At 67.5% G+C, this 22,506-nt stretch carries 22 protein-coding genes; 9 read left to right on the top strand and 13 right to left on the bottom strand.

Annotation, left to right across the window (positions count from 1 at the left end; genetic code table 11):
- The first annotated feature begins 73 nt into the window (after window positions 1-73).
- Window positions 74-2,257, top strand: a complete 2,184-nt coding sequence (locus tag ACNQR1_RS03245; RefSeq protein ID WP_418043969.1) for an elongation factor G-like protein EF-G2 — start codon at window positions 74-76, stop codon at window positions 2,255-2,257.
- On the opposite strand, the gene ACNQR1_RS03240 is transcribed toward ACNQR1_RS03245, so the two are convergent.
- Window positions 2,254-3,528, bottom strand: coding sequence for a cytochrome P450 (locus ACNQR1_RS03240; RefSeq protein WP_418043967.1), 1,275 nt, complete (start codon window positions 3,526-3,528; stop codon window positions 2,254-2,256). The genes ACNQR1_RS03245 and ACNQR1_RS03240 overlap by 4 nt on opposite strands.
- Window position 3,529: 1 nt before the next feature.
- Complete coding sequence (locus tag ACNQR1_RS03235; RefSeq protein WP_418043965.1) at window positions 3,530-4,090, bottom strand: carboxymuconolactone decarboxylase family protein; 561 nt, start codon at window positions 4,088-4,090, stop codon at window positions 3,530-3,532.
- A gap of 82 nt (window positions 4,091-4,172) precedes the next feature.
- On the opposite strand from ACNQR1_RS03235, the gene ACNQR1_RS03230 reads away from it, so the two are divergent.
- The 3 genes from ACNQR1_RS03230 (at window position 4,173) to ACNQR1_RS03220 (ending at window position 6,896) form a co-directional block, all read left to right on the top strand.
- The gene (locus tag ACNQR1_RS03230) at window positions 4,173-4,742 is read left to right on the top strand and encodes a TetR/AcrR family transcriptional regulator (RefSeq protein ID WP_418043963.1); all 570 of its coding nucleotides are present in this window, start codon (window positions 4,173-4,175) and stop codon (window positions 4,740-4,742) included.
- A 42-nt stretch (window positions 4,743-4,784) separates the two neighbouring features.
- Window positions 4,785-5,501, top strand: coding sequence for an SDR family NAD(P)-dependent oxidoreductase (locus tag ACNQR1_RS03225; RefSeq protein ID WP_418043961.1), 717 nt, complete (start codon window positions 4,785-4,787; stop codon window positions 5,499-5,501).
- Between the two features lie 243 nt (window positions 5,502-5,744).
- Window positions 5,745-6,896 (top strand): MCE family protein, encoded by a 1,152-nt coding sequence (locus ACNQR1_RS03220; RefSeq protein ID WP_418050258.1) that lies wholly within the window; start codon window positions 5,745-5,747, stop codon window positions 6,894-6,896.
- Window positions 6,897-6,898: 2 nt separating this feature from the next.
- Here the strand turns inward: ACNQR1_RS03220 and ACNQR1_RS03215 are convergent, their stop codons facing one another.
- From ACNQR1_RS03215 to ACNQR1_RS03200, 4 genes are all read right to left on the bottom strand, one after another.
- Window positions 6,899-7,564, bottom strand: coding sequence for a hypothetical protein (locus ACNQR1_RS03215; RefSeq protein WP_418043959.1), 666 nt, complete (start codon window positions 7,562-7,564; stop codon window positions 6,899-6,901).
- 44 nt (window positions 7,565-7,608) lie between these two features.
- Entirely contained in the window at window positions 7,609-8,511 is a 903-nt protein-coding gene (locus tag ACNQR1_RS03210) for a DMT family transporter (protein WP_418043957.1), read from the bottom strand.
- A 115-nt stretch (window positions 8,512-8,626) separates the two neighbouring features.
- Window positions 8,627-8,905, bottom strand: a complete 279-nt coding sequence (locus tag ACNQR1_RS03205; protein ID WP_418043955.1) for a hypothetical protein — start codon at window positions 8,903-8,905, stop codon at window positions 8,627-8,629.
- Between the two features lie 118 nt (window positions 8,906-9,023).
- The gene (locus ACNQR1_RS03200; RefSeq protein WP_418043953.1) at window positions 9,024-9,716 is read right to left on the bottom strand and encodes a histidine phosphatase family protein; all 693 of its coding nucleotides are present in this window, start codon (window positions 9,714-9,716) and stop codon (window positions 9,024-9,026) included.
- 29 nt (window positions 9,717-9,745) lie between these two features.
- Here ACNQR1_RS03200 and ACNQR1_RS03195 point away from each other — a divergent pair, with 29 nt between their 5' ends.
- Window positions 9,746-10,405, top strand: a complete 660-nt coding sequence (locus ACNQR1_RS03195; protein ID WP_418043951.1) for an O-methyltransferase — start codon at window positions 9,746-9,748, stop codon at window positions 10,403-10,405.
- A gap of 27 nt (window positions 10,406-10,432) precedes the next feature.
- On the top strand, window positions 10,433-11,251 hold the full coding sequence (locus ACNQR1_RS03190; RefSeq protein ID WP_418043949.1) for a DUF2127 domain-containing protein: 819 nt from the start codon (window positions 10,433-10,435) through the stop codon (window positions 11,249-11,251).
- Here ACNQR1_RS03190 and ACNQR1_RS03185 read toward each other — a convergent pair.
- Window positions 11,160-12,029, bottom strand: a complete 870-nt coding sequence (locus tag ACNQR1_RS03185; RefSeq protein WP_418043947.1) for an AraC family transcriptional regulator — start codon at window positions 12,027-12,029, stop codon at window positions 11,160-11,162. The genes ACNQR1_RS03190 and ACNQR1_RS03185 overlap by 92 nt on opposite strands.
- Window positions 12,030-12,054: 25 nt before the next feature.
- Here ACNQR1_RS03185 and ACNQR1_RS03180 point away from each other — a divergent pair, with 25 nt between their 5' ends.
- A complete protein-coding gene (locus ACNQR1_RS03180) occupies window positions 12,055-13,317 on the top strand; it encodes an amidohydrolase family protein (protein WP_418043945.1) in 1,263 nt (420 codons plus the stop codon).
- Between the two features lie 4 nt (window positions 13,318-13,321).
- Here ACNQR1_RS03180 and ACNQR1_RS03175 read toward each other — a convergent pair whose 3' ends face one another.
- From ACNQR1_RS03175 to ACNQR1_RS03155, 5 genes are all read right to left on the bottom strand, one after another.
- A complete protein-coding gene (locus tag ACNQR1_RS03175; RefSeq protein WP_418043943.1) occupies window positions 13,322-13,825 on the bottom strand; it encodes a hypothetical protein in 504 nt (167 codons plus the stop codon).
- Entirely contained in the window at window positions 13,822-15,030 is a 1,209-nt protein-coding gene (locus tag ACNQR1_RS03170; RefSeq protein ID WP_418043941.1) for a cytochrome P450, read from the bottom strand. Before ACNQR1_RS03170 ends, ACNQR1_RS03175 begins: the two co-directional genes overlap by 4 nt.
- Window positions 15,031-15,151: 121 nt before the next feature.
- On the bottom strand, window positions 15,152-16,888 hold the full coding sequence (locus ACNQR1_RS03165) for an ABC transporter ATP-binding protein (protein ID WP_418043939.1): 1,737 nt from the start codon (window positions 16,886-16,888) through the stop codon (window positions 15,152-15,154).
- The gene (locus tag ACNQR1_RS03160) at window positions 16,885-19,473 is read right to left on the bottom strand and encodes an ABC transporter ATP-binding protein/permease (protein ID WP_418043937.1); all 2,589 of its coding nucleotides are present in this window, start codon (window positions 19,471-19,473) and stop codon (window positions 16,885-16,887) included. The genes ACNQR1_RS03165 and ACNQR1_RS03160 overlap by 4 nt, the downstream gene beginning before the upstream one ends.
- A complete protein-coding gene (locus ACNQR1_RS03155) occupies window positions 19,473-20,192 on the bottom strand; it encodes a TetR/AcrR family transcriptional regulator (RefSeq protein ID WP_418043935.1) in 720 nt (239 codons plus the stop codon). The genes ACNQR1_RS03160 and ACNQR1_RS03155 overlap by 1 nt, the downstream gene beginning before the upstream one ends.
- Before the next feature lie 102 nt (window positions 20,193-20,294).
- Between ACNQR1_RS03155 and ACNQR1_RS03150 the strand changes: the two genes are divergently transcribed.
- Both ACNQR1_RS03150 and ACNQR1_RS03145 read left to right on the top strand, forming a co-directional pair.
- Window positions 20,295-20,924 carry a TetR/AcrR family transcriptional regulator gene (locus ACNQR1_RS03150; protein WP_418043933.1) on the top strand — a complete coding sequence of 210 codons (630 nt, stop codon included), beginning with the start codon at window positions 20,295-20,297 and terminating at the stop codon, window positions 20,922-20,924.
- Entirely contained in the window at window positions 20,908-21,573 is a 666-nt protein-coding gene (locus ACNQR1_RS03145; RefSeq protein ID WP_418043931.1) for an enoyl-CoA hydratase-related protein, read from the top strand. Before ACNQR1_RS03150 ends, ACNQR1_RS03145 begins: the two co-directional genes overlap by 17 nt.
- Here the strand turns inward: ACNQR1_RS03145 and ACNQR1_RS03140 are convergent.
- Window positions 21,570-22,460 (bottom strand): SDR family NAD(P)-dependent oxidoreductase, encoded by an 891-nt coding sequence (locus ACNQR1_RS03140; RefSeq protein ID WP_418043929.1) that lies wholly within the window; start codon window positions 22,458-22,460, stop codon window positions 21,570-21,572. The two genes, ACNQR1_RS03145 and ACNQR1_RS03140, sit on opposite strands and share 4 nt — an antisense overlap.
- Window positions 22,461-22,506 lie beyond the last annotated feature (46 nt).

Here is a 22,506-nt window from a genome sequence, read left to right as displayed (position 1 = left end):
CACATCAGGGAATGGTGGAGAGCAGGTCCGGCGGGCCGCAGCGGGGCGCCCCGGGGACACCAGGAGGAATGCCATGGCGGACAAGACTCACTCAGCCGGCAACGGGACTGTTCCCACCGCGGACAGCCCCGCCACCATTCGCAACGTGGCACTCGTCGGCCCGTCCGGTGCGGGTAAGACCACGCTCGTGGAAGCGCTCCTGGTCGCCGCCGGGGTGTTGACCCGGGCGGGTTCGGTGGTCGACGGGTCGACGGTGTGCGATTTCGACGACGCCGAGATCGGTCAGCAACGCTCGGTCAGCCTGGCGCTGGCCCCGTTGCAGCACAACGGGATCAAGGTCAACCTGATCGACACTCCCGGCTACGCCGATTTCGTCGGGGAACTGCGCGCCGGGCTGCGGGCCGCCGACTGCGCACTGTTCGTCATCGCGGCCAACGAGAACATCGACGAGCCGACGAAGTCGCTGTGGCAGGAGTGCGCGGCGGTCGGCATGCCGCGTGCCGTCGTCATCACCAAGCTCGACCACGCCAGGGCCAACTACGCCAATGCCCTGGCCGGTGCCCAGCAGGCCTTCGGTGACAAGGTCGCGCCGCTGTACTTCCCCGCCGGAGACGGGGTGATCGGGCTGCTCACCCGCACGTACTACTGCTACAGCGACGGCACCCGTACCACCCGGCCGCCCGACGGCGCCTACGACGACCAGATCGCCGAACTGCGGGGCTCCCTGATCGAGGGGATCATCGAGGAGTCCGAGGACGAGACGCTCATGGAGCGCTACCTCGGCGGCGAGGAGATCGACGAGGCCGTGTTGATCGCCGACCTGGAGAAGGCCGTGGCCCGCGGCTCGTTCTTCCCGGTGATCCCGGTGTGCAGCGGATCCGGGGTCGGCATGCTGGAGCTGTTGGAGATCGCCACCCGAGGCTTCCCGTCACCGCCCGAACACCGCCTGCCGGAGGTGTTCGCCGCCAGTGGCGCCGCCCGCAAGCCGATGGCCTGCGATCCGTCCGGTCCGCTGCTGGCCGAGGTGGTGAAGACGACGTCGGATCCCTATGTCGGCAGGGTCAGCCTGGTCCGGGTGTTCTCCGGCACCATCAGGCCCGACGCCACCGTGCATGTGTCGGGCCATTTTTCTGCCTTCAACGGATCGGTGGCCCCGGCCGGGGCGCACGGGCATGCCGACTCAGGCTCAATTGCCGGCCACGCCGACCATGACGAGGACGAGCGGATCGGCACCCTGTCCTTCCCCCTGGGCAAGCAGCAGCGCCCGGCACCGACGGTGGTGGCCGGGGACATCTGTGCGATCGGGCGGCTGAGCCGTGCCGAGACCGGCGACACCCTCAGCGACAAATCCGATCCCCTGGTGCTGCGCCCGTGGACGATGCCCGACCCGCTGCTGCCGATCGCGGTGCAGCCGCGTGCCAAGACCGACGAGGACAAACTCTCGGTCGGGTTGCAGCGGCTGGCCGCCGAAGATCCCACGCTGCGCATCGAGCAGAATCCAGAAACCCACCAGATCGTGCTGTGGTGCATGGGTGAGGCGCACGCCGGGGTGGTGCTCGACGCACTGTCGCGGCGCTACGGGGTGTCGGTGGACACCGTCGAGTTGCGGGTGCCGCTGCGGGAAACGCTCGGTGGCAAGGCAAAAGGACACGGCAGGCACGTCAAGCAGTCGGGCGGGCACGGCCAGTACGCGGTCTGCGACATCGAGGTCGAGCCGCTGCCGGAGGGCAGTGGATTCGAGTTCGTCGACAAGGTCGTCGGTGGAGCCGTACCGCGCCAGTTCATCCCGAGCGTGGAGAAAGGCGTGCGGGCCCAGATGGAGAAGGGCGTCGGATCGGAGGTCGGGTATCCCGTCGTCGACATCCGGGTGACGCTGGTCGACGGCAAGGCACACAGCGTCGATTCGTCGGACTTCGCGTTCCAGATGGCCGGCGGGCTGGCATTACGGGAGGCAGCCGAAGCAGCCGGGGTCAACCTGCTGGAGCCGATCGACGACGTGACCGTGGTGGTGCCCGACGATCTGGTCGGCGCGGTGATGAGCGATCTGGCCGGGCGGCGCGGCCGGGTGCTCGGCACCGACAAGGCCGACGAGGACCGGACCATGGTGAAGGCCGAGATTCCCGAGGTCGAACTGACCCGCTACGCGATCGACCTGCGGTCGCTCTCGCATGGCGCCGGTGCCTTCACCCGGGGGTTCGCCCGTTACGAGCCGATGCCCGACGCGGCCGCTGCCCGGATGCGTAAGGCGGCGGTCTAGCGGAGCGTGACCTCCAGGTGCAGCGCGGTCAGGCCCCGCAGGATGTAGGTCGGGACGTAGTCGAACCTGCGCGCGCCTTCGGGGCCGTGTTCGGCTTCTGACAGCCGGATCTGTCTGGTGCGGGCCAGGATTCGCTCCAGGCACACCCTGGTCTCCGCCCGGGCCAGCGGCGCCCCGGGGCAGGAGTGCACACCGCGACCGAACGCGATGTGCCTGCGGGCATTCGGGCGGTCGACGTCGAAGGTGTCCGGGTTCTCGAACTGGCGTGGGTCCCGGTTGGCCGCACCGTTGCACACCATCAGCGTGGCGCCGGCCGGAACCTCGACGCCGCCGATCGTGGTCGCGCTACGCGCCAACCGGAAGTCGCCCTTGATAGGGCTCTCCCACCGCAACGCCTCCTCGATGAAATTCGGGATCCTGGCGGGTTCGGCGCGCAGCAAGTCCTGCAGATCCTGGCGTTCGGCGAGCAGTTTGAGCGCGGAACTCAACAGCCGCACAGTGGTTTCCTGACCGGCCAGGTAGAGGTTGGCGGCCAACCGCACCACGTCGATGACCTCCGGCGTCGAGCCGTCAGGGAATTTCGCCGCGGCCATCCCCGTGAGGGTGTCTTCACGCGGGTTCTCCCGGCGCTCGGCGATGTAGGCCGAGAACTTCTCGTACAGGTACTCCAGCGGATTCTGTTCGACGGACTGCTCGGCGGTGCTGCCGATGCCGGCCTGATCGTGCCCGCCCATCCGGGCCGCGAACTCGGCGCGGTCGTCCTCGGGCACACCGAGCAGGTCGGCGATCACCAGAAGCGTGAACGGGCCTGCGAATTCGGAGATGAACTCGCCGCCACCGCGGGCCAGATAGGGCTCGAGCGTCTGATCCGCCAGCCGCCACATGAAGTCCTCGTTCTGCTTGAGGCGCTTCGGCGTGATCAGGCCCATCAACAGCGCGCGGTGCTGGGTGTGAGTGGGCGGGTCGAACGTGGTGATCTGGTCGCTCATGGGCAGTTCGTCCCGATGCCGGTCGATGAGCTCGCTGATCTCCTGATCGGAATGCCCCTCCAACGCGACCGGGAATCCGGGGAACGGCCCGGTCACCGAGGTGGCCGAGGAGAAGGTCGCCGCGTCGCCGCACACCGCGACGGCCTCGTCGTAGCCGGTCACCATCACCACGTTCTGATGCGGTTCCCGCTGTACCGGGCAACGCTCCCGCAGCCCGGCCAGGAACGGGTACGGGTCGGGCACGAGGCTCTCGTCCCTGAAGAAGTCCCGGATGTCGGTCATCTCAGCTCCCCATCGATGCGTAGAACTCGTCGGTGCCCGCGCCGTCCTCGAGTTGGACGTCGAAGGTGTTCAGGGCGAATGCCAGCGTGCTGTAACCACCGAAGGTGAACATGAGGTCCATCCGCTGCCGGTCGTCGAGCCGCAGGCCCAGACGCTCCCAGGTCGGTGCCGAGATCCGCGACCCGCTGTGCAACTCGTCGACCGCGTCGAGCACCGCCTGATCGAATTCGTCTGCCGTTGAACCGCTTTGGGTTGACTCGACATCGGCTTCGGTGAGCCCGACCTGCAGTGCCATCGCACTGTGGTGCCCCCACTCGTATACGCAGCCGTGGTGGAACGCGGTACGCAGGATCACGAGTTCGCGGAGCCGCTCGGGCAGCGTGGACTCCTTTTGCAGGTAGGTGTTGAACGGCAGGAAGGCGCCGGCCAGGACCGGGTGCCGGACCAGGGTCGACAGCGCGTTGCCCGCGTCGTCGGGGTTGCGGCGCTCCGGCGGCACCGTTGAGGCCAGCGCCTCGCGCGCCTGGTCGTCCCAATCCTCTGCGGGCAACGGCGTCAGCATCTGCACAGTCCTTCCAACATCCCGATCTGCTTTACGATCGACTAGTAACGTCCTTTACGATCGTAAAGTAGATCGGCTAAGAATGCACACGGAGGGAGGACCCGTGGACGCGACCCGCGAGCGACTCGTCGAAGCCGCCGTCCGGCTGATCACCCGGCACGGCTTCGCCGGCACATCGCTGCAGATGATCGCCGACGAGTTGGGGTTCACCAAGGCCGCGATCTACTACCACTTCCGCACCCGCGAACAGTTGTTGAGCGCGGTCGTGGAGCCGTTCCTGAACCGGTTGCAGACCGTCATCGACGACGCCGAAGGCCGGCGCAGCGCGTCCGCCCGCGCCGATCAGATGGTGTGTGGCTACGCCGACCTGGCGGTCCGCAACCGCGCCCTGGTGTCAGTCCTGGCCAGCGATCCGAGCGTGAACGAGGCGCTGCGGAACCGGCCGGAATGGGACGGCGTGATCACCCGGCAGATGGCCCTGCTGGCCGATGTCGATCCGGGCCCGGCCGGGACGGTCAAGGCGGCCATGGTGTTCTCCGGAATCGCGGGGGGTGCCGGCGTCGCCGGCGAGGACACCTGCGATGAGGACCTTTCCCGCTACCTGATCGACGCAGCGCGCCGCACGCTCGGCCTGCGTGTGCCCCGGCGCTGACGAAAACGCCTGATATTCAACGAATTTACCGAAAGGAACAAAATGACCGCCCCGCAGCAGAAAACAGCTTTGGTCACCGGAGGCGCCTCCGGCATCGGCAAGGCGATCGCCGACCGGCTCGCCGCCGACGGATACCGCGTCGCCACCCTCGACCTCAAATCGACCGACGACGAGCACTCCTACGCCGCCGACGTCACCGACCGGGCCCAGGTCGATGCCGTCTTCAAAGCGGTCCGCGAGCAGCTGGGCCCCGTCACGATCCTGGTCAACTCAGCCGGCCTCAGCGATTTCACGCCGTTCACCGACCTCACCTTCGAGCGTTGGCAGAAGGTCATCGACGTCAACCTCAACGGCGTCTTCCACGTCGTCCAGGCCGCTCTGCCCGACATGATCGAGGCCGGCTGGGGCCGCATCGTCAACATCTCCTCGTCGAGCACCCACTCGGGCGTGCCCTACATGTGTGATTACGTCGCCGCCAAGTCCGCCGTCAACGGGTTGACCAAGTCGCTGGCGCTGGAGTTCGGTCCGGCCGGGATCACCGTCAACGCCGTGCCGCCGGGCTTCATCGACACGCCGATGCTGCGCGCCGCCGAATCCCGGGGTGAGCTCGGCGACATTCGCAACACCATCGAAGCCACGCCGGTGCGCCGAATGGGCAAGCCCGAGGACATTGCTGCCACGTGTTCGTTCCTCATTTCCGAAGAAGCCGGGTACATCACGGGACAGATCGTCGGCGTGAATGGCGGTCGTAATACCTGATCAGGGCCTACGCTGTGACGGGGGTCTCCCGGTGCAGGCGGATTTGATATTCGCCGCACCGGGCCTCTGGTAGTTGCACTTATCTCTAATTGTTTGGGACAGTTTGCAGACCTTAGTTGCTGGCTGCGTCAATAATTCGGAGGTTTGCGCGTGGCCTCATCCACCGCGACACTGCGGGACCGCTTCGAACAGCGGTTCAAGCACTGGCGGTACGACCCGCCGTACAAGACCGCGTTCGCGGCCATGGCCATTTTGCTGATCGCGGTGCTGGTGTTGACGTGGATGCAGTTTCGGGGTGTTTTCGAGGCGAAGACTCAGCTCACCGTGCTGTCCAACCGGTCGGGCCTGTCGATGGACCCGGGCTCGAAGGTCACCTTCAACGGGGTGCCCATCGGCCGGCTGACGGCCGTGGACGTGGCGGAGGTCGACGGCGAGCAGCAGGCCCGGCTGACCCTGGACGTCAAGCCTCAGTACCTGAAGCTGATCCCGGAGAACGTGACCGCCGAACTGAAGGCCACCACGGTGTTCGGCAACAAGTACATCTCGTTCGTCGCCCCCGACAATCCGTCGCCGCAGCGGGTCTCTCCCGACACGCCCATCCGCGCCAAGGGCGTGACCACGGAGTTCAACACCCTGTTCGAGACGATCACCGCGATCTCCGAGCAGATCGACCCGATCAAACTCAACGAGACCCTGACTGCCACCGCCCAGGCTCTCGACGGGCTGGGCGACAAGTTCGGCCAGTCGATCGTCAACGGCAACGACATCCTGGCCGACCTCAACCCGCGCATGCCCCAGATCCGCCGCGACATCGCCGGACTGGCCGACCTGGGTGAGGTCTACGCCAACGCGGCCCCAGACCTGTTCGACGGTCTGACCAACGCCGTCACCACCGCCCGCACCCTCAACGAGCAGCGCGGCAACCTGGACCAGGCGTTGGTCGCCGCGGTCGGGTTCGGCAACACCGGCGGCGACATCTTCGAGCGCGGCGGGCCCTACCTGGTCCGCGGCGCCCAGGACCTGCTGCCGGTCAGCGCGATGCTGGACCGCAACAGCCCCGCGCTGTACTGCATGATCCACAACTACGCCGAGGCCGCCCCGAAGTTCGCCCAGCAGACCCGCAACGGCTACGGATTCGAGCTGCAGGACTTCCTGGTCGGCGCTCCCAATGCCTGGGTGTATCCGGACAATCTGCCGCGGGTCAACGCCACCGGCGGGCCCGAAGGCCGCCCCGGCTGCTGGCAGCCGGTCACCAAGGACCTCTGGCCGGCTCCGTACCTGGTGATGGACATCGGTGCCTCCATCGCGCCGTACAACCACTTCGAACTCGGCCAGCCGCTGGTGTCCGAGTACGTGTGGGGCCGCCAGATCGGCGAGCACACGATCAACCCGTAGCCTCAGCCGTTACGGGCCTTGGTCACCTGCTCGGTGAACACCGTGTTGAGCATGTCGACATCCGGCACGACGCTGCGGACGCTCGACACTCCGCCGATCGCGACGCACATGACGATGATGTCGCCGACCTGCGCGGTGTAGCCCTTGATCATCATCTTCACCGTCTCGCCACCACCGCCGGCGGTCGACGTCATGTCGAAGCCGACCTGAGCGTCCGCCTTGCTGGCGGGCGGTTCGAGACGCTGCACTGCCGCTTCGGCTCTCACGCCGCCCTTGTCCACGGTGAACTCCTGACACCGGCTCAGCCATTTCTCGGTCACGGCCACCAGTTCGGAGCCCGGATCACGGCTGAGGGTGGCGATCACCCCGGGGGCGCCCTGCCGCTCGCTGACCATGGCGGCCACCCCGCTGGTCAGCGAGGTCTTGTCCGAGGAATCGCACTCCAGAGGGTCAGCCTTGCCCGTATCGGCACCGGCCGACGCTTCGGCCATCTTCTGGCTCACGTCCTCCACGTGCCAGCCCGCCGGGAGGTCGCTGCCGGTGACCAGGAGCCCGGTCAGCGACGAGTCGACCGACAACGTCGGCTCATCGGAGCATCCCGCCACCACCACCGCGGCGGCCAGCAGTGCTCCAGCCAGCTTGCCGAGCTTCCGGATGTTTGGCTGCATACCGGTACCGTAAGCAGGCTGCGAGGCCCCTCGGCGCACCAATTTCAGCCGGGTCGCCCCGCCTTGAATTCCAGATCGGCTTCGAGCTTCTCCTCGTAGGCGCCCTCGTCACGGCCCAGCGCGATGGTGGCTGCGGCCATTGCGCCGATCGCCACCGACAGGGCCACCGGTTCCCAGCCGGTGATCGACAGGTGCTCGCCCAAGACGACAGAGCCGAGCACCACCGCCACCACGGGCTCGAGCACCAGCATGGTGGGTACTGAGGTCTGCAGCGATCCGGCGTGAAATGCCGACTGCTGCAGCAGCGTCGCGACCACCCCGAGCGTGACGACCAGGTAGAGGGCGGGTGTGGTCAGCACGGCGACCACACCGTCCACGGCGATCGTGTGCATCACGATCTTGGTCAGTACCGCGACCACACCGAACATCACGCCCACCGCCAGTGCCAGCAAAACGGCACGGCGCCAGTCGGTGCTCCGGGTGGCAGCCAGGACACACAGACCGACCGCCGCCGCGCACACCACGACGACGGTGACCGTGGTGGCAACCGACACCCCATAAGTTCCGGTGCTGGCCCTGGCCAGCGCGACGAACACCGTGAGCGCTCCGGTCAGCAGCAGCGCCCACAGCCATTCAGCGCGGCTGACCCGACGGTGGGCAAGCCGGGCGCTGAGCGGAAGCGCGAACAACAACGCCGACACCAGGACCGGCTGGACGAGCAGCAGCGAGCCGAAACCGAGGGCCAGTGCCTGGAACACGTACCCGGCCACCGCGGACGCGGTTCCCGCCCACCACAATTTGCGGCGCAACAGCGTGCGCAGCATGACCGTGCTGACGCCCTTCTCGGGCGGTACGTCCATGGTCGCGCGCTGCCGCACCACAATGCCGACAGCTGCGAAAACCGCTGCGCAGAGGGCGAACAGCACCGCCAGACTGTTGCCGAGCAAGCCTCGTCAACCCCTTTCGGGCCAGTGTGTCGGCCGCCTCTGGAGGGGAGAAGGCCAGTGCCCTCCAACCGTAGAGCGCGCGCGGTGCTCGCGCCGCCCGGGGTTGGACCGGGGCCTAGACCACCTGCAGATGCCGCTTCGGAGGCTCGTCGGAGGTGCCGGACTGCGGCTCGGGGGCGATCTTGTCGTTGACGTTGGCGACTGCCAGGTCGACGCGGTTCACCGCGTTGTCGCACATGTCGCGGACCCGGCCGCTGGCGGTCTCGACCTCGTCGGCGGCACTGCGCAGGTAGGCCCTGAGGTTGACCCGGAGCCGATCGCCTGCCCTGCGGGCCCGCAGCCGTACTCGGTCGTCGACCTCGACGGTCACGTATGGCAACAACCGAAACCTCATAGCCCCGCTCCCATCTGCGATTGCCTTGGCACACAGTATCCGCGCCCGGCCCTGGTTCGAGCCAGACGTGATCGGCGCCGCATTTCGGCAGTCTATGACCGGCGGGTCACATCGGCAGCTAGCTTCCGGCCCCGTCCCAGTCGGTCAGGGTCCAGCCGTCGGTCGGATTGCCCTTGATGACGACATAGCCGGTGTTGTCCAGCGGGTGCTGCATGAGCAGTCGAGGATCGGGGTTGCGGACGTTCATCTGCACCCACAACATGATCGCGGCGCCGTGCGAGTACGCGACGGGGTTGTCGTCGCCGGTGTCGTAGATCTGCTGGACCGCTTCGTCGAAGCGTCCGTCGAACTCGTTGCCGTCGATCGAGCCGGGTATCCGGGCGCTGCGGTCCCCACGCAACCACTGCTCCGGAGCCGCGAAGTAGGTCTGCACCGCACTCGCCTCGGGTTGGCCCTCGTAGATGCCTGCCTCGACCTCGTGGAGCCCGGGCAGCACGGTGATCGGCTCGTGCAGGGTGTCGGCCATGGGCTGGGCGGTCTGCTGGGTCCGGATCATGGTCGAGGCGAAGACGCCGTCGTAGTGGTGGCCCGCCAGTCGCTGCGCGCTGGCGACGGCCTGTGTCCGGCCCAGATCGGTCAGTGCGGGACCCGGTGTGGAGCTGTCGATGAGCCCCGAGGCGTTACCGGCCGACTGCGCGTGCCGGACGAAGGTCAGGGTGATGGAGCGGTAGCCGCCCGCGGCCGCCGGCGGGGCCAGCAGGGTTGCGACGACGAGCGCGGTCACCGCGCACAGGGTTTGTAGCCGACCCATTCTCAGCCTCTCCGCGTAGTTTCATTAGCATGACTACCCTTAACGATGACAGGGTCGCACGGGCCCTGGACCGGATGTACACCGCATCCTCCGAACAGTTCGCGAAAATGCGCGAAGACGGCTCACGCCGATTCGCCGATCTGTCCAATGCCACCGCACAGGAACGTGCGGATGCGCTCAGCGACATCTACATGCCGGTGACCCGGGAGGCCGGCCGGTTGTTGTACTCCCTGGTTCGGGCCACCAAGCCGGCGATCGTGGTCGAGTTCGGCATGTCGTTCGGGCTCTCGGCCCTGCACCTGGCATCTGCCGTGCGCGACAACGGTTCTGGGCGGGTTTTCACCACCGAGCTCAGCGCCGCCAAGATCGCCGCCGCCAAGCAGACGTTCGCCGAGACCGGCCTCGACGACGTGATCACCGTGCTCGAAGGCGATGCGCTGGAGACGCTGAAGACGGTGACCGGCGACATCGGTTTCGTCCTTCTCGACGGTTGGAAGGAGCTCTATCTGCCGGTGCTCCAGCTGCTGGAGCCCCAGCTGACCACCGGCGCTCTGGTGGTCGCAGACAACACGTCGATGGCCGACACCCAGCCGTACCTGGACCGGGTCCGGGATTCGTCGAACGGATATGTCAGCGTCAACTTCCTCGCCCGCGACAGCGACAGCATGGAGCTCAGCTGCCGGGCCTAGCGCACCGGGCACCGCTAGGGTGCTGACATGGTGGATTTCGCCCTGCGGTCGTGCGGGCTGCGCGGGCACGCCACATTCGCCCCCGACGAACCCGAGCTCCGCGACCGGTTGCGGGTAGACACCCCGGTCGGTGAGGCATGGCGCTGCCTGCGGTGCGAGACGTTCGTCGTCGGCCCGCCGCGCGGGCGGGGGCCTGCCGACACCGCGCCGGAGATCCCGCGCGGACGGCTGCTGCGCGACCGCACCCTGATGCGACTGCTGGCCGTCGAGCGGGCCGTGCGCGGAATCGTCTTCACGCTGCTGGCGGTGGGCATTCTCAAGGTGCGTGCGTCGCGCAGTGAGTTGCAGGACGCGTTCGAGAAGGACATCCCGCTGATGCGGCCGCTGGCCGACCAAATCGGCTGGAACATCGATGATTCCAAGATCGTTCGGCACATCGGCGAGGCCTTCACCCTGTCGTCGACCACCTTGTTGTGGATCGCGGCGGGCGTGGCCGCCTACGCCCTGATCGAGTTCATCGAGGCCGCGGGCCTGTGGCTGATGAAACGATGGGGCGAGTACTTCGCGGTGATCGCCACCGGCATCTTCCTACCGCTGGAGATCTACGAACTGACCGAGAAGGTGACCGTTCTGCGCCTCGGCGCACTGGTCATCAACCTCGCCGCGGTGATCTGGTTGCTGTGGAGCAAGCGGCTTTTCGGGATCAACGGCGGCGGTGCGGCCTACCGCGCCGAGCATCACACCGAGAGCCTGCTCAGTGTCGAGCGGGCCGGATTGGTTGCTCCAGATGTTCCTCACGGGCCCGCGACCGATACGCCGACGGTGTCTCACCACAGAACTGACTGAAGCACCGGGTGAACGAACTGAGGTTCTCGAATCCCACAGCCGTCGCGGTCGCCTGCACCGACTGATCCGGCCCGGCCAGCAGCGCCATGGCCCGCAGCATCCGGGCATGCAGAAGGTATGTCCGCCAAGAGATTCCGATCGTCTCGGTGAACAAACGCCGCAGCGTCCGCTCGGACACCGCAACGGCCCGGCTGACGTCCTCGGCTGTCACCGAGGCGAGGTGTTCCTTGGTGTGGGCCAGCGCGGCGGCCACGATCGGGTGCTCGGTGGTCGGCAGGCTCAGCGGCGCCTCGTGATCGAGTGCGTCGGCGACGAGGTTGGCCAGTGCCTGGAAGAACGTGCCGGACGTGCCGTCGTCCTCGTCACCGGGGGACCGTTCGATCGACCAGCGCAGCGCGTAGACCATCATCTCGCGGATCAGCGGCGACACCGCGATGATCCGGGCCCGGTCGCCGCCATCGGGGAGCAGTTCGGGGTCGAACATCACCGCGATGGTCTTGACGTCGGGATTCATCACCGCCTGGTGGTGAAGTCCGGCCGGAATCCAGGCGGCCTGCTGCGGCGGCAGCAGGTAGTGCGCGGTCTCGGTCTCCACCTCGACCACGCCGTGCAGGGCGTACTCGATCTGATGCACATCGTGGAAGTGCCAGCCGGTGATCAGTCCTTCGCCCTCGTAGAGATAGCTGCCCGCCGTCGCCCGTCCACCCCGGCGCAGGTCGATGTGCCGAGGATTGGCCGATTGAGTCAAACCTCTGTCCGAAGATGCAGAGACGGTCACGCCATCCGAGGGTACTAGTTGAATCATGCAGACCGACGACCTGATCCTGATCAGCATCGACGACCACGTCGTCGAGCCGCCCGACATGTTCCTCAACCATGTCCCGGCCAAGTACAAGCCCGAGGCACCCATCGTCGTCACCGACGACAAGGGCGTCGATCAGTGGATGTATCAGGGCCGCCCGCAGGGTGTGTCCGGCCTGAACGCCGTGGTGTCCTGGCCGGCCGAGGAGTGGGGCCGTGATCCGGCGGGGTTCGCCGAGATGCGCCCCGGCGTGTACGACGTGCACGAGCGGGTCCGCGACATGGACCGCAACGGCATCCTGGCCTCGATGTGCTTCCCGACCTTCACCGGCTTCTCCGCGCGTCACCTCAACATGCACCGTGAAGAGGCGACGCTGGTGATGGTGTCGGCGTACAACGACTGGCACATCGACGAGTGGGCCGGGTCGTACCCGGGCCGGTTCGTCCCGATCGCGATCCTGCCGACCTGGAACCCCGAGGCCATGTGCCGCGAGATCCGCCGCGTCGCCGCCAAGGGCTGCCGGGCCGTCACGATGCCGGAACTGCCGCACCTGGAAGGTCTTCCGAGCTACTTCGACGAGGACTACTGGGGCCCGGTGTGGCAGACCCTGTCCGAGGAGAACGTGGTGATGTGCCTGCACATCGGCACCGGCTTCGGCGCCATCTCGATGGCCAAGGACGCCCCTATCGACAACCTGATCATCCTGGCCACCCAGGTTTCGGCGATGTGCGCCCAGGACCTGCTGTGGGGACCCGCGATGCGCAACTACCCCGACCTCAAGTTCGCCTTCTCCGAGGGCGGAATCGGTTGGATTCCTTTCTATCTGGACCGCAGCGACCGGCACTACACCAACCAGAAGTGGCTGCGCCGCGACTTCGGCGACAAGCTGCCGTCCGACGTGTTCCGCGAGCACTCGCTGGCCTGCTACGTGACCGACAAGACCTCGCTGAAGCTGCGCCACGAGATCGGCATCGACAACATCGCCTGGGAGTGCGACTACCCGCACAGCGACTGCTTCTGGCCCGATGCGCCCGAGCAGGTGCTGGCCGAGCTGAATGACGCGGGCGCAAGCGATTCCGACATCAACAAGATCACCTGGGAGAACTCGGCACGGTTCTTCAGCTGGGATCCGTTCAAGCACACCGCGCGTGATCAGGCCAACGTCGGCGCGCTGCGCGCCAAGGCCACTGATGTCGACACCTCGATCCGCCCGCGCGCGGAATGGGCCCGGCTCTACGAGCAGAAGCAGCTCACCAAGGCCTGACCTGTCAGGCCCGCAGAGGTACGCCGCCGCCCTGTGCGTTCATCGACGTGAACGCCTCGGCGGCGGACACCTCGTCGGCCGAGATGCAGGCAGCGGTGACGGCCAGGGTTTTGAATGCCCGCGCAGCCGCACTCAGGCTGTGCCCGAACAGGTGACTCGGATCCGGCGATTCGCCCCAGAGCAGAGCCTCCGCGTAGCCGGCCGGAAGCTGTTGGCCGTCACCGGAAATCGCGCGCGCGTACGCGTCGGCACCCATCACCAGGACACACTGTTCCTCGTCCGGGAGCCCGGGCGATGCCGCCGCATCGACGAGCTCGGCGCCGAGAATCTGGACCGGCCGAGTGTCACCCGGCGCGTCGGCGCTCTCGAGGAGCTGCACGCTGACCCGCCAACCGCTCATCATCCGGTCGACGATCAGCCCTCCGGCATTGACCGCCAGTTCCGCGGCATCGCGGGCCATCACGTGCATGCGGTATCCCACTGCGCCGCAGTTCTTCTCGCCTTTCATCGCAGCACCCGCACCGGAACATGCGCCCATCCGGCGACGTTCTGCATGCTCACCCGTTCGCACCGGTCCCAGGCCACCTCGTAGCGGGGCATGAAGTCGAGAAGTCTGTCCAGGGCGATGCTGCACTCCAACCGGGCCAGCGCCGCGCCGAGGCAGCTGTGGATCCCATATCCGAATCCGAGGTTCTGGGCCTCCGTACGGTCCCGGTCGATGTCGAAGGTGTCGGGGTCCGTCCACGCATCGGGGTCACGGTTGGCCGAGCCGCCGACGAGGAACACCGGCTTGCCCTCGGGGATCGTCATGCCGTGCAGGTGGATCTCCCGCTGTGAGCGGCGCACGTTGTACTGGGCCGGGGCCTCGTAGCGAAGCAGTTCCTCGATCGCCGCCGGGATCTTGCTGCGGTCCTCGCGCAGGCGCTGCCACTGTTCGGGGTGACGGGCGAACATCACCACGGCCGCGCCGACCAACTTGGTCACCGTCTCCGCTCCGGCACCGCCCAGAAGGGTGGCGAATCCGGCGATCTCGGAATTGCGCAGCCGGCTCAGCTCGCCGTCCTCACGCTCGATCTCGGCGGAGATCAACCGGCTGATCATGTCGTCACGGGGTTCGGCCCGGCGCTGTTTGATCAGGTCGTAGTACATCAGCCAGGTCTGGGCCATCGCCTCGACGCCGGCCTCCGACACCTCGATCTGACCCGGCTCCCGGTGCAGTTGCTCGTCGATCCACAGCCGCACCTGCTGGCGTAGCTCCGCGGGGACCCCGAGCATCGTGGTGATGACCTCGACCGGGAAGTACGCCGAGAAGTCGGCGACGACATCGAATTCCTCTGGACCGACGCCCTCGAGGTAGCCGTCGATCTGCTGCGCCACCATGTCCTGCAGTGCACCGATCGCCCTGGGCGTGAACACCTTGTTGACCAGGCTGCGCATGTGCCGGTGCTCGGGCGGGTCCATCGAGATGATCATCTTGGCCGGGACCTTCTGTCCGGTCCGCACCATGGCCAGGTCGACCCCGTAGGCCGACGAGTACGTCTCGAAGTCCTTGAACGCCGAGGCCACATCCACATGCCTGGTCAGCGCGTAGAAGTCGTATTCGGCGCTGTAGTAGACGGGGGCTTCCTCCCGCATGCGCCGATACGTCTCGTACGGACCGTTGAAGAAGTCCGCCGAGAACGGGTCGAACACCACCTGAGACGTCGTCAACATGACCTCCGGCCGGATAGGCAACCTGCCCCGATGCCATTCTGGGACGCCCAACTGTAATGGTTACAGTAGGTTCAGTTCAACTATCCGATCGGCTAGTCTCAGCGAGCGGTCGTGCCGCGACCTAATGCGTGATCTGCCAGTCCGCTGCCTCGCGCTGCTGGTTCCAGAACTCGTCAAAGCGTCCGTGGGCCGCCCGCAGCTCATCGATGCTGCCGTCTTCCACGATCTGTCCACTGTCGAGGAACAGCACCCGGTCCGCGTGCCGGATACTGGCCAGCCGGTGCGCGACGATGACCCGGGTCCGTGACCGCTCGTCGGCGGTCAGGGCGTCGACCACCGCGGCCTCGTTCTCGGTGTCCAGTGCGCTGGTCGCCTCGTCCACCAGCAGCACGGGCGCCGGTTTGACCAGCGCGCGGGCGATACTGACCCGTTGCCGCTCACCGCCGGACAGTGCCGTGCCTGCTTCACCGACCCTGGCGCCGTCCCCCTCGGGCAACCGGCCGGTCAGCTCGTCCACGCGAGCCAGCCGCGCTGCGGTGGCGAGTCGCTCGGCATCGGCTCCCGGATCGCCCACCAGAATGTTCTCCCGGATGGTCCCGTCGAACAGATAGGGATGCTGGAACACCACACTGGTTGCCGCCCTGCGGGTTTCAGCGTCCATCTCGGCGGTGTCGACGCCGTCGATCAACACCCGCCCGGCGTTCGGCTGATGCAACCCCGCGATGAGCGAGAGGATCGTGCTCTTGCCCGAGCCGGACGGCCCGACGATCGCGGTGGTGCCGCCGGGCTCCAGCACGAAACTGACATCCTGCAGCACCGGGGTGTCTCCGTAACCGAAAGTCACACCGGAGAATTCGATCCGCGGCGCGGTGTCCGTGGTCAACGTGGCAGTGCCGGTGACCATCACCGGGGCGTCGAGCACGGCCCGGATCCGGTCGAGCGTGGCCCGGGTGGTTTCGATCGCGGGAGCCAGCTCCGACAGTGACGTGAACGGCTCGAGATAGCGCGCGGCGACGACGATCATCGCGATCGCCTCGGGCACACCGAGCGTGCCGCGCACGGTCAGGAAGGTGGCCATCCCGGCCAGGATCAGCAGGGCCAGCTGGCTGGCCAGGCTGAACAGCAGCTGCCCGGGCACCTGCATCAGCAGCAGTCGCATGCTGGCGCCGTGCTGCGCCGCCAACGCGTCGCCGACCATGCTGCGCGCCGGCTCCACCCGCCGGGCCGCGCGCAGTGCCTGCTGGGTGCGGGCGAACTCGATGATGCGTTCGGTGAATGCGCGGTTCGTCTCGTCGGCCACCGCATCGGCCTTGCGGCTCAGCCGGCCCGAGGCCCAGAACGCCCCGAGCAGAATCACCACGCCGGCCAGCGCGGCCAGCCCGAGCGGTACCGAGATGAACAGCAGCGCAAGCGCAATGGCCGCCGGCAACAGAACCGCCCCGATCAACGGGGTGAGCAGGTTGACCACCATGCCGACCAGTTCCGGTCCGGTGGCCGCGATCGCCTGGCGGGCATTGGCGGTGTTGGCGCCGCCGTCGCCGCCCAGCCAGTCCATCCGGATTCCGGGCAGCCGGTCCGCCACGTCGTGCTGAGTGTGGTCCAACAGCGCGAAGCCGAGGTTGAATCCGAGCCGCGAGGTCGCGGTGTCGACGATCCAGCCGATGACCGTCGCGGCGGTGAGCCAGCCGAGCCACGGCAGCGCATCGCGTGGCGCATCGCTGAACAACGCTGCCACGAGGGGAATCAGCAGCACCGTGCCTGCCGCACGGATCACCACGGAAACCAGTGTGAGCGCGGCGTAGATGCCGACCTTGCCACGGCGGTCGGCCGGGATGAGGGCGATCAGGGTGCGGATCATCGGGTGGCCTCTCCTGCCGTGACGGCGTCGCCGGGGTGCAGCGCCTGTCCGGTCTGCCAGAGCTGGTGGTAGCGCCCGCCTGCCGCCAGCAGTTCTTCGTGCGTGCCGGTTTCGGCGATGCTGCCGCCGTCGAGGACCACGATCTGGTCGGCGTGGGTGATGGTGTGCAGCCGGTGGGCGATGACCAGAACGGTCCGGTCCTTGGTCAGCCGGTTGAGTGCCTGCTGCACAAGGTATTCCGATTCCGGATCGGCGAAGGCCGTGGCCTCGTCCAGGATCAGCACCGGGGTGTCGGCCAGGATGGCCCTGGCGATGGTGAGCCGCTGCCGTTCACCGCCGGACAACGCCGACGACGCACCGAGCACCGTCTGATACCCCTCGGGAAGCCGCAGCACACGTTCGTGGATCTGAGCGTCCCGCGCAGCCTGCTCGATCCGTGCGGGGTCGGCCTCCGGGTCGGCCAGCGCGATGTTCTCGGCGACGGTTCCCGCCACGAGCTGGGTTTCCTGCAGTACGAAACCGACGCGGCGGTACAACTCGTCGGCGGACAACGACCGGATGTCTTTGCCGTCCAACCGGATCGACCCGGTGTCGACGTCGTGGAAGCGCGCGAGAAGCGCGGCGAGCGTGGACTTTCCCGACCCCGACGGGCCGACCAGCGCGGTCACGGTGCCCGGGCGCAGGGTCAGTGACACGTCCTTGATCACCGGGACGCTCGGCCGGTAGCCGAAGGTCACGCCGTCGAACACCACCGCCCCCGCAGCTGCCGGCTCGCCGGCGTGCTCTAGCAACGCCAGGTCCGCCTCGTCGAGGGCGTTCTGGATGCGCCGCGCGGCCAGCATGCCGCCTCGGATACCGCCCAGCCCGTAGCCCACCCCGAGCAGCCGGACACCGAAGGTTGTGCCCAGCAACAGGAACGGCATCAGGTCGACCGGGGCCATCGAACCACCGATGATCATCGGGGTGCCGACGGCGGCGATCAGCCACAGGAAAGTGCCGGGCCGGGTGACCAGGTCCATCAACGACTTCTTGCCGGTGAAGGGTCGCTGCCAGCCGACCAGGAAGCCGATGTACTCGTCGAGGCGGCGGCGGAAACTCGATGACGCGGCACCGCCGAACACCCGGACGACGGGCTGGCCTTCGAGATAGGCGCCGGCCTCCCCGCTCATCCGGTCGGCCCAGCGTTGCGCCTGACCGATCTTGGCACCGGACTGGATGGTCATCACCGACATCAGCACCAGATAGGTGAGCACCGGGATGAACAGGACCAGCGCCAGCCGCCAGTCGACGGTGAACAGGTAGACCAGGACGGCCACCGGGGCGACCACCGCGGCCACGGCATCCGGGATCGCATGGGTCACCAGATAGTGCAGCGACAGGGTGTCGTCCTGCACGAGTTGTTTGATCGAGCCCGACCCGCGCGCGGTGAACCAGCCCAGCGGGAGCCGCGACATCTTGGTCAGCAGCCGGGTCCGCAGCTCACGGGCGAACTGCGCGTCGAGGCGGTGCAGCCACAGAGTGAGCCCGGCGCCCAGCAGTGCGCCGAGCCCCAGCAGCCAGACCGCGGTCAATCCCAGTGTCCACACCCGGGATTCCTCTGCGCCGGCCAACAGCAGTCGGGCGAGCTCGACCAGCAGCACGAACGGGGCCAGCTGGATCAGGGTGATGACCGCCTGCAGCACACCCGAGACGATCAGCGGGGTTTTCAGCGGGGACAACAGGCGTCCCGCACCCTGGGCCCGCCAGGTGCCGCGGGCAGGCGTGACGGCAGCCGGTGCGGGAACAGCTTCGGGCGCGGCGGTTTCTGGCTCAGCCTTGGCTTCGGTTTCGGCCTCGGCTTCGGTGCGGTCGGTGCCCATCGCCCGGCCCTCGGTCCAGTAGGCCTGGGCGTGCAGCTCGGATTTGGGAAAGCCGAACTCGTCCTTCAACCGCGTACGCAGATGCTTCAACGAGCCGGCTTCCGGCGTCACCCAGCAGTACCAGTCCGACCAGTCCCGGGCCTCGATGGCGGCGGCCAGCGACGTCGTGTCGCGGCGTTCGATCCAGTGCACCCGCAGCCGTGGGTGTTCGGCGATCGGGATCAGCAGATCATTCTCGTCGTGCTTCTCGAGATAGGCCTCGATCGAGATGTCCTGTGGCAGAGCGCCGATGATCCCGTTGATGGCGGGGATGGCCGCCGCGTCACCGATCAGCAGGTACCCGGCAGGCAGATCGTCGGGCACGGTGAACCCCGTCGAGCCCAGGGCCATCACCGGGATGGTGTCGCCGGGCTTGGCGCCCCTGGCCCACTTCGAGGCCGGGCCCGACGGTTCGTGCAGCACCACGTCCACGGCGAAATGCCCGGTCTCCGGGTCCATCTCGGACATGGTGTAGCCGCGCTGGAACTCGGTCTTCGAGCCGTCAGGATCGGGAACCCAGAAGCGCAGGTACGACGTCGGCTCGGCCACGGCGTCCTCGAACACCGTCGGCGACACCAGCCGCAGGCGCAGCATGTTCGGCGTCAGGTACGTGGTCTCCACAACCGTTGCCTGGTGATCGCGCGCGCCGAACCCGCGCATCATCACACCCTGAAATCCGCGTGCCATCAGCGGTCCCCTCCCCCGGCGGTCAGATCCGCCACGATGTCGGTAATCGGCCTGCCGGGTGCCACGGACGTCAGCAGCCCCCGGATCAGTGCGTTCATCAGAAGTTCCAGATACTGCGGGCTGCTCAGCTGCATGCCCGCGGTGTGCACCGGGCCCAGCGCGGCGTCACCGGCCAGGCGTTGGGCGGCGGCATCGCGTTCCACGACGAATTCCTCGCCGCCGCTGGCCTCAGCCTTGAGTTCGTGCTGGGCCGCCAGCCCGATGGCGAGCACAGCCACCGAACTGCTGAGCAGCGCCGCGCCCTCGGCCGGGTAGCCCCGCCTGCCCAGTGCGGCGATCTCGTCGGTCAGCAGCCGGGCGCCGGCCTCCCCGCGCGGGAACAACACCTGCATGTAGGTGGCCAGGCCCGGATTGCTCAGGGTGAACCGGTGCAGGCTGACCCCGAAGGCCAGCAGGTGGTCTTCGACAGATCGGGCCGGATCGTCGACGAATTCGAGCTCTGCCAGCAGACTTTCTCCGACCAGGCGTTCGAGCTCCCATCGCCCGCTGATATGCCGGTAGAGCGCGGTGGCCGAAACCCCGAGCCGGGCGGCCACCGCGTTGATGCTCAGGTTGCGCATGCCGAGGTCGCGTCCCGCGGCGACGATGTCGGACACCGCGATGAGCGGTGGGCGCCCACCCACGCGCGCTACGCGCGCGGGGACACCGGATCCGGCCACGACTACCTCCACAGGAAAGTTACCCCCACAAACTAAGGGTCACCTTACCGCTCGTCAACCGCTTCGTTAGTAACAGAGCACTTGCTCTGTTACTGTGACCGGGTGCCACGTCCTCGCGTCTACGACCCGGATGCGGTCCTCGATGCCGCGGAGGCCCTGGCCGTGCACTCAGGACCGGCGTCGGTGACCATCCGGGCGATCAGCGATGCGGTCGGACTGTCCAACGGCGCGCTGTATCACTCGTTCGGGTCGCGGGCAGGCCTGCTCGGCCAGGTCTGGCTCCGTGCCGGGCGGCGGTTCCTGGTCCTGCAGCGCGAACTGGTCGAGGCAGCCCAACCGGGCATCGCCGGGATCGCCGCGGCCGCCTACGCGCCGGTGTTCTTCGCCGAGCGTCACCCGGCCTCTGCACGTCTTCTTCTGCAGGTCCGGCGTGAGCAGGTGCTGGGCCACGATCTGCCCGCCGAACTGGCCGAGCAGGCGCAGGAGCTGGAAAAGCAGTTGGTGGACTTGATAATCGAACTCGCGCTGGCCGCGTGGGACCGGCGCGACCGGTCCGCCGTGGACACCGTGACGACGTGCATCGTGGACCTGCCCACGGCCGTCCTGCTGCACCGCAACCGCCTCGACAACCCCACCGCCCGCGATCACCTCAATGCGGCCGTGGCGGCCGTGCTGGCGGTAGGACCTGCTTCCAACCCCCGAAAGAAGGAATCCCATGGCCACAAACCTTGACTACGACGGCGACATCGCCATCCTCGATCTCGGCGACGACGAGAACCGGTTCTCCCCTGAATTCCTCGACGAGGTCGATGCGCAACTCGACACGGTCCTCGCCAAGGGTGCACACGGCCTGGTGACGACGGCGGACAGCAAGTTCTATTCCAACGGCCTGGATCTGGATTGGCTTGGCGCCCACAGCGATCAGGGTGACTGGTATGTCGGCCGGGTGCAGGGGCTGTTGGCGCGCATGCTGACGCTGCCGATCCCGACGGCCGCCGCGGTGGTCGGCCACGCCTTCGGCGCGGGCGCGATGCTCGCCATCGCCCACGACTTCCGGGTGATGCGTGACGACCGCGGCTACTTCTGTTTCCCCGAGGTCGACATCCGGATCCCGTTCACCCCCGGCATGGCCGCGCTGATCCAGGCCAAGCTGACCCCGCAGGCGGCCGTCGCGTCCATGACCACGGGCCGCCGGTTCGGCGGCGTCGATGCCAAGGCGTATGGGCTGGTCGACGGCACCGCGCCGGAGGGCTCGGTGACCACGACGGCCACCGATCTGCTGCGCCCGTTGAGCGGCAAGGACTCCGGCACCCTGGGCGCGATCAAGCAGGGCATGTTCGGCCCGGCGGTCCAGGCCCTGACCGCTGCCCAGGCCGGCTAGACCGGAATGACCGTGCCGGTCTCCCGCTCGGCGAATTCGACCACGCCTGCCGCGATTTCGTAGTCGCAGGCCACCGCTGAGCGTCCGATCAATACCGGTCCGCCGCGCAGTCCGAATCTGCCGTCGACCCCGACATAGCTTCCGGGCGGGATCGGCTCACTCAGGCAGTACAGCGTCGGCGCGGCCCCGGCGTCGACGTCGTTGGCGAAGACATCGGCCACCGCCTTGACGCCCCGCTGCACGATGGTCATCAACGGTTTGTCGGAGACGTTCGGCAGGTTGGACGCCACCCAGCCCGGATGCGTGAGTTGGGTGATCACCGGTGATTTGGCGGCCCGCAAACGCCGGTCGAGCTCAAGGCCCCACAACATCACGGCCAGCTTCGACCGGCCGTAGGCACCCATCACGGTCCATTTGTGGTGGCGCAGGTGCATGTCGTCCAACCGCAGCGTCGCCGACTTGTGCGCTTCCGAGCCGACGTTGACGATCTGTCGCCGGACCCGGCCGAACAGCAGATTGGTCAGCGCGAACGGCCCCAGAAGGTTTGTGCCGATGGTCATCTCGAAGCCGTCGACGGTCTCGGCTCGATGCTCGGTGAGCGCACCGGCGTTGTTGATCAGGACGTCGACATCGCCGTCGAGGCGCTCGGGAAAGCCGCGCACCGAGGACAGATCCGCGAGATCGAGTTCGATCACCTCGGTGGATCCGCCGATCTCGGCCGAGCGCTGCGCACCCAGCGCGGTGTTGCGGACCGCGAGGATCACGTGCGCACCGGCGCACGCCAACGCCCTGGCGGTCCCGAGGCCGACCCCATTGGTCGCCCCGGTCACGATGATTCGGGTGCCGGTGAGGTCGCCGAGACGACCGGGCGTCCAGTGCGTGGTCATGACGGGGCGGTCATCCCGGCGGATTCATGCCGGGATGACGCCCATC

The organism is Mycobacterium sp. 48b, assembly GCF_048282725.1.
Classification (GTDB): domain Bacteria; phylum Actinomycetota; class Actinomycetes; order Mycobacteriales; family Mycobacteriaceae; genus Mycobacterium.
This window is presented reverse-complemented; position numbering and strand designations above follow the sequence as displayed.